Source organism: Streptosporangium sp. NPDC050855 (assembly GCF_044456585.1).
Lineage (GTDB): Bacteria > Actinomycetota > Actinomycetes > Streptosporangiales > Streptosporangiaceae > Streptosporangium > Streptosporangium longisporum.
This window is the reverse complement of record NZ_JBITFY010000028.1, coordinates 64,262-76,086: the sequence shown is the minus strand read 5'-3', so window position 1 is coordinate 76,086 and position 11,825 is coordinate 64,262. Positions and strand designations below refer to the sequence as shown.

Annotated in this window: 9 protein-coding genes; 7 read left to right on the top strand and 2 right to left on the bottom strand. The window is 72.1% G+C overall.

Translation table 11 applies throughout. From position 1 onward, the window contains the following. Positions 1 to 490: 490 nt before the first annotated feature. Positions 491 to 1,210, top strand: coding sequence for an ABC transporter ATP-binding protein (locus tag ACIBCT_RS36950; RefSeq protein WP_399196653.1), 720 nt, complete (start codon positions 491 to 493; stop codon positions 1,208 to 1,210). Next, entirely contained in the window at positions 1,207 to 2,043 is an 837-nt protein-coding gene (locus tag ACIBCT_RS36945) for an ABC transporter permease (protein ID WP_399196652.1), read from the top strand. Before ACIBCT_RS36950 ends, ACIBCT_RS36945 begins: the two co-directional genes overlap by 4 nt. A 91-nt stretch (positions 2,044 to 2,134) precedes the next feature. Here ACIBCT_RS36945 and ACIBCT_RS36940 read toward each other — a convergent pair whose 3' ends face one another. Then, positions 2,135 to 2,719, bottom strand: coding sequence for a TetR/AcrR family transcriptional regulator (locus ACIBCT_RS36940; RefSeq protein ID WP_399196651.1), 585 nt, complete (start codon positions 2,717 to 2,719; stop codon positions 2,135 to 2,137). 250 nt (positions 2,720 to 2,969) lie between these two features. On the opposite strand from ACIBCT_RS36940, the gene ACIBCT_RS36935 reads away from it, so the two are divergent. The 3 genes from ACIBCT_RS36935 (at position 2,970) to gndA (ending at position 8,000) form a co-directional block, all read left to right on the top strand. Next, positions 2,970 to 4,331, top strand: a complete 1,362-nt coding sequence (locus tag ACIBCT_RS36935; protein WP_399196650.1) for a glycosyltransferase family 4 protein — start codon at positions 2,970 to 2,972, stop codon at positions 4,329 to 4,331. 126 nt (positions 4,332 to 4,457) lie between these two features. Next, positions 4,458 to 6,230 carry a serine/threonine-protein kinase gene (locus tag ACIBCT_RS36930; protein ID WP_399196649.1) on the top strand — a complete coding sequence of 591 codons (1,773 nt, stop codon included), beginning with the start codon at positions 4,458 to 4,460 and terminating at the stop codon, positions 6,228 to 6,230. 339 nt (positions 6,231 to 6,569) lie between these two features. Further along, entirely contained in the window at positions 6,570 to 8,000 is a 1,431-nt protein-coding gene (gndA, locus tag ACIBCT_RS36925) for an NADP-dependent phosphogluconate dehydrogenase (protein WP_399196648.1), read from the top strand. A gap of 86 nt (positions 8,001 to 8,086) precedes the next feature. On the opposite strand, the gene ACIBCT_RS36920 is transcribed toward gndA, so the two are convergent. Continuing rightward, on the bottom strand, positions 8,087 to 8,692 hold the full coding sequence (locus ACIBCT_RS36920) for a TetR family transcriptional regulator (protein WP_399196647.1): 606 nt from the start codon (positions 8,690 to 8,692) through the stop codon (positions 8,087 to 8,089). Between the two features lie 70 nt (positions 8,693 to 8,762). Here ACIBCT_RS36920 and ACIBCT_RS36915 point away from each other — a divergent pair, with 70 nt between their 5' ends. Both ACIBCT_RS36915 and ACIBCT_RS36910 read left to right on the top strand, forming a co-directional pair. After that, positions 8,763 to 10,916 (top strand): HelD family protein, encoded by a 2,154-nt coding sequence (locus ACIBCT_RS36915; protein WP_399196646.1) that lies wholly within the window; start codon positions 8,763 to 8,765, stop codon positions 10,914 to 10,916. A gap of 103 nt (positions 10,917 to 11,019) precedes the next feature. Beyond that, on the top strand, positions 11,020 to 11,814 hold the full coding sequence (locus tag ACIBCT_RS36910; RefSeq protein ID WP_399196645.1) for a hypothetical protein: 795 nt from the start codon (positions 11,020 to 11,022) through the stop codon (positions 11,812 to 11,814). The last annotated feature ends 11 nt before the right edge of the window (positions 11,815 to 11,825 follow it).

The following is an 11,825-nucleotide window of genomic DNA, read 5'->3' as shown; positions in this document are numbered from 1 at the left end:
TCCCCCACCCGCGAGGGTGGTTAGGACAGGGTTGTGCTTCATGCACTGGCTTTTAACACACTGTTGAGTTCTCAAGAAACGGACGCGTACACCCGATCCCCGACCGAACAACCGGCCGGCCATCAGGGGCGTTCCATTTTGTATTCTTTTTGCTCTTTCGTTGTGCCTTTATTCTTTCAGCCCTGCTTTTTCGTGTCAAACCGACCCGATCAAGCTGGCCTTCCGGAATTCAGGCGTCCCCTTTTCGGGGGAATCCCTTACTGTACTACCTCGTCAGATTCATGTCGAATCGCCCTCTTCCAGAACCGAAGCCCCGTGGAGGTTGAGATCGTCAGTGAGGGTTCCGAGGCCCCGGCGCCGACGCCGTCTCCCTCGGGTCCGTGAAGCTTATGAACCTCGAACCACATCGTCAAATCAAGACCGCGTCGGGGACCTCGCCGGCGGCGAAAACCGATTGCCCCGTCCGGCCGGCGAACCGCACGCTTGCCTGGTGGTGATTCTTGAGGCTCTGGCGCTCGCGAAGAGGTTCGGCCCGGTGACCGCCGTGCGGGAGGTGAGCCTCACCGTCGGCAAGGGCGAGGTCGTCGGGCTGCTCGGTCCCAACGGCGCCGGCAAGTCGACGACACTGCACATGCTCCTCGGGCTGATCACACCGGACAGCGGCAGCATCCGCATGTTCGGCCTGGATCTGGACCGGCACCGGACCGAGGTGCTCAGCCAGATCAACTTCGCGGCGAGCTACGTCGACCTCCCCGGCGTCCTGCAGGTGCGGGAGGTGCTCGACGCCTTCGCCCGGCTGTACGCCGTGCGCAGGCCCCGGGCCAGGGTCGAGGAGGTCGTCGAGCTGCTGGACCTGGGCCCGTTGCGCAGGCGCCGCGTGATGGAGCTCTCCTCCGGCCAGCGCACCCGCGTACAGCTGGCCAAGGCCCTGATCAACGAGCCGAGCCTGCTCATCCTGGACGAGCCCACCGCCAACCTCGACCCCGACGCCGGTGACCGGATCCGCAACCTGCTCGTCCGGGTGGCCTCGGAGAGCGGACGGGCGATGCTCATCACGTCGCACAACATGCAGGAGGTGGAACGGATGTGCCACCGGATCCATTTCATGTCCCAGGGCGAGATCGTGGCCAGCGGCAGCGCCGCCGAACTCACGAACGTCTACGGGGCGGAGGACCTTGAAGAGGTCTTTCTCAAGGTGGCGCGCTCATGACGGGAGGCGCGACCATGACCGCGACCCTTCCCCCGCTCGGAACGGCCGCCCGCAGGCGGCGGATCAGCGGGGTGGTCTTCCGTGACCTCGCTGCGCTTCGCCGCAGCCCGGTCCGGATGTTCGAGATCATCTTCTGGCCCATGGTCGAGCTGACCGTCTGGGGCTTCGTCACGGTCTTCCTTCAGTCGCAGCGGGTGCCCTTCATCGCCACCTTCCTGCTCGGCGCGGTCCTGCTGTGGCAGGTGCTCCAGAAGGCCAGCAACGAGATCTCCATCGCCTTCCTGGAGGACATCTGGAGCCGGAACCTGCTGAACGTGCAGGTGAGCCCGCTCTCCAACGTCGAGTACGTGATCGGGCTGATCGTGTTCTCGTTCAGCAAGGTCCTCTTCGCCGTCGCGTTCATGTCGGTGATGGCTCTCGCCCTCTACGGCTTCGGCATCACGAGCATGGGCGCGGGGATGGTCCCGTTCATGGCGCTGTTGCTGGTGATGGGGTGGTCCCTCGGCCTGGTGGGGATCTGCGCGGTGCTGCGCTTCGGCGAGAACGCCCAGGTCATCGCCTGGTCGCTGGTCTTCGTCGTGCAACCGCTGTCGGGGATCTTCTACCCGGTCGAGACGCTTCCCGCTCCGCTCCGGGTCGTCGCGGAGTTCCTTCCGGCCACCCATGTCTTCACCGGGATGCGGACGGTCCTGAACGGCGGCGCCGTACCGTGGCAGAGCCTCGCCTGGGCGGCTCTGCTCGACGCCGTCTACCTCGCCGGCGCGCTGGCCCTGTTCGCGTGGGCGCTACGGCACGCCCGTACCCGCGGACGCCTGTCCCGGTTCGGCGAGTAGGGTCGCGGACCGGCCGCCCCGCGTCGCCCGGACAGGTGTCCCGCCGCAGGGAAGACGTCCTCGGAAGAAGGGCGCCGGGGAGAGGACGCGGTCAGCGCGGCGGCGTGACCGGCATCGTCGCCACGATCACGGTGACCAGCCCTTCGACGACCTCGGCCCGGTCCACCTCGGGGTGCTCCAGCCACCAGTCACCGGTGGCCTGGACCATGCCGACGAAGGCGTGCCCGAGCACCTGCGCACGGACCGGGTCGGGTACGACCCCCTCGGCGGCGATCACCGTGCCGATCTCCTCCCCGAGGCCGCGCACGATCGCGGTCATCTGGGAGTGGGTACGGCTGTCCTCGGCCCCGGCGCGGTGGAGGAGGAAACGGTAGAGGTTCAGGTTGGCCGCGATCATCTTCAGGTAGGCGTCGATCGTGGCGCGTGCACGGCTGCGCAGGTCGGTCCCGGGGCGGTCGAACTCCGGGCGGAGCAGGCCGGTCACGGTGCGCACGTGCCGGTTCGCCAGGGCCTGGTAGAGCCCGCTCTTGTCGCCGAAGTGCCGGTAGAGGATGGGTTTGGTGATCCCGGCCTCGGCGGCGATCGACGCCATGGACGCCTCGGGCCCCTCGCGCCGGATCACCCGGTCCGCGGCGTCGAGCAGTGCCCGCCGCCGATCCGGATCCCGTCCGCCCACCGCCGATCCCCTCTCCCCCGGAGGGAACGGCGCTCCCCTCGTCCGGAGGGAACAGCATAGGCCGGGACCCCCGCATGGACCTCCTGTCCGGTCTGCACGCTTTGGGGTGGGCGGCTCGGGGAATGAGACGCAGGCAGGGCGAGACCGGCGGGGGGTTCTCATCATGTCGGGGAAGGCTCGGGAGAGCGAAAGGCGCCTGGGACGGCACGTACCGGAGGCACTCCGGCGGGCGGCGCACCGGGGACGGGCGGTGTCCCGCCGTGTCGGGCGCCGGGAGACGGGACTGCCGCGGCGCGTCGGGCGCCTGGGGCGGCGGGCAGGGCGGAGAGCGCTCCGGGTCTGCCTGCGAGGGGCGTTCCTGCTGCTGCGGGTGCTCAACTCCAGGCGGGCTCGGCGTGCCCCGGTCGCGTCCACGGGAACGATCCGGATCCTGCTGCAGCACGCCTACGGGATGGGCGGCACCATCAGGACGGTGCTGAACCTGGCCGGTCATCTGGCGCGCGAGCGCGACGTGGAGATCGTCAGCGTGGTCCGGACGGCGGAGAAGCCGTTCTTCCCGATCCCGCCGGGCGTGCGGGTGTCGTTCCTGGACGACAGGACCCGGCCGCGGGGGACGGTGGCGACGCTGCTGGCGCGCGTGCCGAGCGTGCTGGTCCCGCGGGGGGAGAACGCCTACCGGACGTTCTCGCTGCTGACGGACCTGCGCATGGTCCGGTTCCTGCGGTCCATGCGCACCGGCGTGGTGATCTCCACCCGGCCGGGGTTCAACCTGATCACCGCGCTGTTCGCGCCCCCCGGTGTGATCACCATCGGCCAGGAACACGTGGCCCTCGACATGCACTCCCCAGGGGTCGTCCGGCTCATCAAGCGGCGCTACGGCAGACTGGACGCCTTCGTCACCCTCACCGAGAGGGACCTGGAGCGTTACCGCAGGGCGCTGAGGCCGCCGCCCCGGATGCTGCTGCGCATTCCCAACGCCGTGCCCCCGCTCGCCGGGGAGGTCTCGAAGCTGGACGAGAAGGTCGTGATCGCCATCGGCAGGCTGGTGCACGCCAAGGGCTTCGACCTGCTGGTGAAGGCCTGGCAGCCGGTCGCCGCGGCGCATCCCGACTGGGTGCTGCGCGTCTACGGGCGGGGCAGGGCCCAGGCCGAGCGCAAGCTGCGCGCCCGGATCAAGGAGGCCGGTCTCTCGGGGAGCATGCTGCTCATGGGCAGCTCGGCCGAGATCGGCCGGGAGCTGTCGCGAGCCTCGATCCACGTGGTCAGCTCGCGTCACGAGGGGTTCAGCATGACGGTCCTGGAGGCGATGAGCAAAGGGGTGCCGGTGGTCAGCTTCGACTGCCCGCACGGCCCCAGGGAGATCGTCCGGGACGGGTACAACGGGTTGCTCGTCCCCCCGGGACGGCCCGCGGCGCTCGCCGAGGCGCTCTGCCGGGTGATCGAGGACCGGGAGCTGCGCGTCGCGCTCGGTGCCGGTGCCGCGCGGACGGCGGCGGACTACGACCTCGACACCATCGGTGCCCGCTGGGACGCGCTGCTGGCGCGGCTCGACGACGAGCACGCCGTCGGCTCGGGACGGACGGCCCCCGCACGCCTGCTCGACCGGAGCTGACGGGGACGGCGCCCCCGGCACGGCCTCGCCCCGGCGGGCGGGAGGACGGGGCCCGGGAGGTTCGGGCTCTCCGCCGGCACGTCGTGGATGTCCGGTAATCTGCCGATCGTCTCCAGGAGGTGGCAGGTGGCCGAAGCAGGCGCCTTTGCGGTGCCGGGCTACGAGGTGTCCGGCGTGCTCGGCCAGGGCGGTTTCGGGATCGTCTACCGGGCCAGGCAGCTGGCGGTGGAGCGCGAGGTGGCGCTCAAGGTGGACAACCGGGTGCTGGTCTCGGAGCGGGACCGGCGCCGTTTCATGCGCGAGGTGACCTCCGCGGGCGCCCTGTCCGGTCACCCGCACGTCGCCCATGTCTACGACGCCGGGGTGCTGCCCGACGGGCGGCCGTACATGGTCCTGGAGCTGTGCCCGGGCGGGTCGCTGCTCGACCGGATGCGGGCCGAGAAGCGGCTGCCTCCCGCCGAGGTCGCCGACATCGGCATCCGGATCGCCGACGCGCTGTCGGCCGCGCACGCCGCCGGGGTGCTGCACCGGGACATCAAGCCCGCCAACATCCTGATCAACCGGTACGGCAACGTGGTGCTGTCGGACTTCGGGCTGGCCACCATGCCGTCCTCGGGCGCCGAGGCGTCGGTGACGCGCGAGTCCCTCACCCCCGCCTACGCCCCGCCCGAGGCGTTCGAGCTCACCGAGCCGTCGGCCGCCGGGGACGTGTACTCCCTGGCGGCCACGCTGTACGCGCTGCTCTCGGGGCGGCCTCCGCGGTTCCCGGAGAGCGGCGTGGTCAACATCGCGGTCATCATGGCCCTGCACCGGCTGCCGATCCCCGAGATCCCGGGTGTGCCGCCGGAGCTGACCGCCGTGCTCAGGGCGGCGATGGCGCCGGACCCGGCGCTCCGTACCCCGTCGGTGTCCGCGTTGCGCGACGCCCTCACCGACCTGCGCCTGGACCGGTCCGTTCCGGGCGCGTCCTTCATCCCGCGGCCGGTCGCCTCACCCGTCCCGCCCCCTGTCACACCGCAGGTCCCGCCGCGTTCCGGCCGGCCGGTGGCCTACGCCGAGGGGCACGAGGGGTTCTCCCCGCCGCGCGCCGGGGCGGCGTACGCGGGACCGGCGGTCCGTGACGTCACCGGGGGCGCGCCGGCGCGCTCGCACTCGACGTCGCCGAGTCTGAGGGGGACGTCGAACACCCGGGCTCCGGGGGCGGTGGCCGAGCATACGCCCCCCTCCAACGCGCGGGTCTTCGCCGCGCTGGCCGCGGCCTTCGTGATCCTGCTGCTGGTCGGGATCGGGTTGATCTTCATGGAGAACCGCGACTCCGCCACCTCCCCGGCGGACGTCCCGGCGGTGCGCGACGGCGCCGCCGGGGACGACCAGGCCGCCGAGGCCGCCGAGGCCGCCAAGGACCCCGGGAACACCGGGAACACCGGGAGCGCCGAGAACGCCGAGAACGCGGCCCCGAGCACCGGCGCCTCCCAGGGGTTCGGGATCGCCACGGTCACCCAGGGCTGCCCGGCGGCAAGGGTGGCGGGGGCGGGGGCCGCGTGCCCGGCGAAGGCGGAGTGCTGGGGCGGCCTGGTCTCGATCGCGGGTGACACCACGGCCCGGCGGATCGACTGCACGCGGGAGCACTCGTGGCAGACGTACGCGATCGCCCCGTTGCCGCGGGGCACGCTCGTCGGCGACCTGGCCTCCCTGGAGGATCACCCGGCGGTGAGGAAGGTCTGCTCGGGCACGGTGATGTTCGCCTCCATGCACGACCGGCGCAACGATCGGGAGAGCAGGTGGCACGGGACGGTGCTGCCGCCCTCCCAGGCGCGGTTCCAGGACGGGGTACGGGTCTACCGGTGCCTGGGCGGTCTCGTCGGCAGGGAGAGCTCGCTGTCCGGCTTCGGCCGCTGACCCCTCGCCGCCTAGGGCCTGGGCGGGCCTGAGCGGGCCGGGGCCGGGCGAGGGTTCCCACCGGGTGCGGACGGTGCCGCGGGAGGGCGCTTCGTCCACCGATCGCACGGTTCCGGTGTCCTCTTGGTGCCTTTTGTTGGGGTAGGTGCACAGCGGAGATACCGGCCGTGAAAAATTGGACGGGAGCGGAACGTGAACGCCCGTCTTGTGGTTCGCGTAGGTCAGGACAGTGGTGACGTCCGGAATCATTCGCTCAGGTTTTCGATGAATCCACCCGCGGCATTCCGCCGTGTTCTGCTTCCGGTCACGAGACCGGTTTCTCCGAGCTGGAGGTTTTCAATGACGCAGGCACAGATCGGTGTGACAGGGCTGGCCGTCATGGGGGCGAACCTCGCCCGCAACCTGGCCAGGCACGGGCATTCGGTGGCGGTGCACAACCGCTCCCAGTACAGGACGAAGGCACTGATCGAGGAGCACGGTGACGAGGGCACCTTCGTCCCCTGCGACACCCCGGAGGAACTGGTCGCGGCACTGGAGCGCCCCCGGCGTATTCTGATCATGGTCAAGGCGGGTGCGCCGACCGACGCGGTGATCGAGGAGTTCGCCCCCCTGCTGGAGCCGGGCGACATGCTGGTGGACGGCGGCAACGCCCATTTCGCCGACACCCGCCGGCGTGAGGCCGACCTGCGCGCGCGTGGCCTGCACTTCGTCGGGGCGGGGGTCTCCGGCGGGGAGGAGGGCGCGCTGCTCGGGCCGAGCATCATGCCCGGTGGCTCGAAGGAGTCGTACCAGGCGCTGGGGCCGCTGCTGGAGGACATCGCGGCCAAGGTGGACGGCGTGCCCTGCTGCACGCACATCGGCCCCGACGGGGCCGGGCACTTCGTGAAGATGGTGCACAACGGCATCGAGTACGCCGACATGCAGCTCATCGCCGAGGCCTACGACCTGCTCAGGCAGGGGCTCGGCCGGACCCCGGCGGAGCTGGCGGACATCTTCGCCGAGTGGAACGAGGGCGAGCTGTCCTCGTACCTGATCGAGATCACCGCGGAGGTGCTCCGCCAGGTCGACGCGGTCACCGGTACGCCGTTGGTCGACGTGATCGCCGACCGTGCCGAGCAGAAGGGCACCGGCCGCTGGACGGTGCAGATCGCGCTGGACCTGGGCGTCCCGGTGAGCGGCATCGCCGAGGCGGTGTTCGCGCGCTCCCTGTCGGGCCACGCGGACCTGCGGGCCGCCGCACGCGGCCTGCCCGGCCCGTCGGGCGTGCCGGCCGGGACCCTCGGCGAGGACTTCGCCGAGGACGTGCGGCGGGCGCTGTACGCCTCGAAGATCGTCGCCTACGCCCAGGGCTTCGACCAGCTCCGGGCCGGCAGCACCGAGTACGCGTGGGACCTCGACCTCGGCGCGCTGGCCACGATCTGGCGGGGCGGCTGCATCATCCGCGCCGTCTTCCTGGACCGCATCCGGGAGGCGTACGAGGCGGAGGAGAAGCCGGTCACCCTGCTCGCCGCCCCCTACTTCGCCGACGCGCTGACCCTGGCGCAGGACTCCTGGCGGCGGGTGGTGGCCAAGGCCGCGGAGCTGGGCATCCCGGCCCCCGGTTTCGCGACCGCGCTGGCCTACTACGACGGGTTGCGCGCCGAGCGGCTGCCCGCGGCCCTGATCCAGGGACAGCGCGACTTCTTCGGCGCGCACACCTACCAGCGGGTGGACCTGGAGGGCTCCTTCCACACCCTGTGGTCGGCCGACCGCAGCGAGATCGCGGGCTGAGCACCACGGCGGGCGGCGCGCACGGGGCCGCCCGCCCTCACGGGGGACGCCCCGCCGCCCCTCCCCGGCCGGGCGGGGAGGGGCGGTCAGCCGATCTCCGGGAGCAGGGCGAAGGCGTGGTCGGCGGCGGCGACGGCCGCGGGATGGGCCCGCTCGGCCGTCTCCCCCTCCACCAGCACCTGCCAGTTGCGCCGGGCCAGCACCCGCTGCACGGTCAGCACCTGCCCCGCGACGAGCCGGGCGGTGAGGTCGTCGGTGACCTCGGTGAGCGCCACGGCGAGCGCCTCCTCGTCCAGGGCCATGTACCGGAAGACCCGCGCCGCCAGGGCGGGCGTGGTGAAGACCATCCGGTGGTAGCCGAGCACCTCGGGATGGTCGTTGAGCCCCGTCACGGGGTCCCGCCGTTCCAGACCGGCCAGGAAGTGCCGGTGCAGCGCCTCCAGCGGCGCCTGGCCCGGCCCCCGTTCCCGCACGACCCGGGCGGCCTCGCCCTGATGGTCGGAGATGCGGTGCAGGACGAGGTCCTCCTTGGTCGGGAAGTACTTGAACAGCGTCGGCTTGGAGACCTCCGCCGCCGCCGCGACCTCCGCGACCGACACCTCGTCGAACCCCCGCTCCAGGAAGAGCGAGACGGCCGTCGCCGAGATCGTCTCGTGGACCTGCCGTCTCTTGCGTTCACGAAGCCCTGTCACGCGTTCCAGCCTAACAGGTCGTTAACTCGGTTAATATATTTACCGAGTTAACATTTAGGGGTGATGCGTGATGACCGGTGCCGGACCCGACGGCGGGCTCGACGGTGAGCTCGACGGTGGACTCGACGGTGGACTCGACGGTGAGCGGGCCTACCTGGCGGAGTGCGAGGCGGCCGTCCGCCGGATGATCGACGGGGCACGGTCGAACGTCGTCGTCGGCGAGCGGGTCGCGGGCGACCGCTACAGCGCCGAGAGGCTGGGCTACGACCTCAGGAGCCAGGCCAAGGAGCTGGAGGAACGACCGGACGGCCCGCCGTTCTTCGGCCGCCTGGACTTCGGCCCCGCCTCCGCCGAGCACGGCGGCCAGCGCTACTACATCGGCCGCCGGCACGTCTCCGGCGGCTCCGGGCGGCAGCCGATGGTGATCGACTGGCGTGCCCCGGTCTCCACCGCGTTCTACCGGGCGAGCGCCCGCGACCCGCGCGGGGTGTCCGTACGGCGTCGTTTCGGCTGGTCCCGGGACCCGGTGGCGCTGACCGGCTTCGAGGACGAGCTCCTCGATGGCGGCCAAGACCCTGGTCAAGACCCCGGGGAGGGATCCGGGGACGAGGCGGGAGCGACGGCGGATGTGACGGCGGGGGTGGCGAGCCGGATCGTGGCCGCCGAGATCGAACGGCCCCGCGTCGGGCCGATGCGCGACATCGTGGCCACCATCCAGCCCGAGCAGGACGAGCTGGTCCGCGCCGGCCTGGAGGAGTCGATCTGCGTCCAGGGGGCGCCCGGCACCGGCAAGACCGCGGTGGGGCTGCACCGGGCCGCCTACCTGCTCTACACCCACCGGCAGCGGCTCTCGCGCGCGGGCGTGCTGATCCTCGGCCCCAACCGGGCCTTCCTGGGGTACATCGCGGCCGTGCTCCCGGCGCTGGGCGAGGTCGACGTCGAGCAGACCACCGTGGACGGCCTGCTGGCGCGCGGGCCGCTGCGGGCCGAGGACCCCGAGGAGACCGCGGTCGTCAAGCACGACGCCCGGATGGCACGGGTGCTGCGCCGGGCGCTGTACCGGCGGGTGACGCGGCCGGCGGACGGGATCGCCGTCCCCGACGGCTCCTACCGGTGGCGGATCGGGGCCGAGGAGTTCCGCCTCGTCGTGACCGGCGCGCTGCGGGAGACGACCTCGTACGGGGTGGGCCGCGAACGCGTGCTCTCGCGGGTCGTGGCCCTGCTGCTGCGGCAGGCCGAGGCGCGCGGGCAGAACGTGAACGCGGCCTGGGCGCGCAGGACGGCCAGGGCGGTCACCGGGTACGTCGACGCGGTCTGGCCGGCCGTCCGGCCGGAGGAGGTGCTGGCGGAGGTCCTCGGCGATCCCGCCGTGCTGGACGAGGCCGCGGACGGCGTCCTGTCCCCCGCCGAGCGGGCCGCGCTCCTGTGGGCCCGGCCCCCGCGCTCGTTCAGGAGCGCGAGGTGGTCGGCGGCCGACATGGTGCTGCTCGACGAGATCTCCGGGCTGCTGGAGCGCCCGCGGGGCCACGGTCACGTCATCGTCGACGAGGCCCAGGACCTCTCCCCGATGCAGTGCCGGGCGATCGCGCGCAGGAGCGAGCACGGCTCGATCACCGTGCTCGGCGACCTGGCGCAGGGCACCACGCCGTGGGCGGCCCGCGCCTGGCGGGACCAGCTCGCCCACCTGGGCAGGCCCGAGGCGCGGCTGATCGCCCTGACCACGGGATTCCGGGTACCCGCGGCCGTGGTGGCGGTCGCCAACCGGCTGCTGGAGGAGCTGGCCGTGGACGTGCCCGGGACCCGCTCGTTCCGCACGGACGGCCGCCTGGCCGTCCGTGCGGCGTCCGATCCGGGCGAGGGCACGGTGGCCGCGGTACGCGCCGCGCTCGGCCACGAGGGCTCGGTCGCGGTGATCGCGGCCGACACCGCGCTGGACGCGCTGACGGCCGCGCTGGCCGCCGGGGGCGTCGAGGTCTCCCCCCTGGGTGACGGCACCTGCGCGGGCCGCGTCACCGCCGTGCCCGTCTCGATGGCCAAGGGCCTGGAGTACGACCACGTGGTGGTGGTCGAGCCCGCGCAGATCGCGGGGACCGGGACGCGGGGTCCCCATCTGCTCTACGTCGCCCTGACCCGCGCGGTGTCGCGGCTGGACGTGGTGCACACCCGCCCGCTCCCCTCCTGGTTCCCCGAGCCCGCCGACGCCGTCGGTGATCTTTCGTATTAAATGTTCCTTTCGCCCGATTATTAGTCTTTAATCCGACACGCCTAATGCTGGAAATGGCTGGAATACACGGGAGACAGGTGGAACTCCTGTTACGCTCCGGGCCGTGAGTGATTCACTGGACGCGCTGGAACGGCGAATAGCCGACCTCCGCGCCGAGGTGCGACGGGCGGTCAAGGCGAGGGAGAACTCGCTCGCCAGGACGCTCCGCGGGGACCTGCGCCGGGCCGAGCAGGCCTGGGACGCGGCGGTGGCCGTCGAGGCCCCCGTCCCGGCGCCGGTCCCGGCGCCCGCCCCGCGCGAGTCCGGGGCCTCGCTGCTCCCCATCAGGGAGCAGGTCCACCAGGCGCTGGCCATGCTGGGGGTGCCGACGTCGGCCAAGCTGATCGTGGCGGTGAACGACGCGTTCTTCTCCCGCGAGCTGCGCGGATCCCAGCTGACGAGCCTGCGCCGCGACGAGGAGCGCTCCTTCCGGGGGGACCCGTACGCCAGGCCGTACTACCTGTGCGCCGCGCTGACCGACCGCCTCTCCCCCGCCCGGGGGCTGCTGGCCGACAGCACGTGGCCGCCGGAGCGGCGGGTCCTCGGGCCGCTGAGCCCGCGCGTCGACTTCCTCGTCTCGACCATGCGCATCGCCGAGCACCTGACGCGGCTGGCGGAACCGCCCGCGGGCGCGGTGCGGCTGCTGTCGCGGATGGCGCAGAACATCCCGGGCGCCGTCGAGGGGTTCGCCCCGGCCAGTCCCGCGACCGCGATCCGCGCGGCCCGGGCCGAGCTGGAGGTGCACCGCGCCACCGACGCCGCGCAGCGCGCCGAGGTGGCGGCGCGGGCCACGAGGCAACTACCGGACGCGGAGCGCCTGTTCGGCGTCACCGCGATGAACGCCGTGAGGGGGGCCTGATGAAGACCAGG

Bases quoted from the DNA above. Each gene is read 5' to 3' on its own strand.
- ACIBCT_RS36945 (WP_399196652.1), top strand. From the start codon at position 1,207: ATGACGGGAGGCGCGACCATGACCGCGACCCTTCCCCCGCTCGGAACG.
- gndA (WP_399196648.1), top strand. From the start codon at position 6,570: ATGACGCAGGCACAGATCGGTGTGACAGGGCTGGCCGTCATGGGGGCG.
- ACIBCT_RS36915 (WP_399196646.1), top strand. From the start codon at position 8,763: ATGACCGGTGCCGGACCCGACGGCGGGCTCGACGGTGAGCTCGACGGT.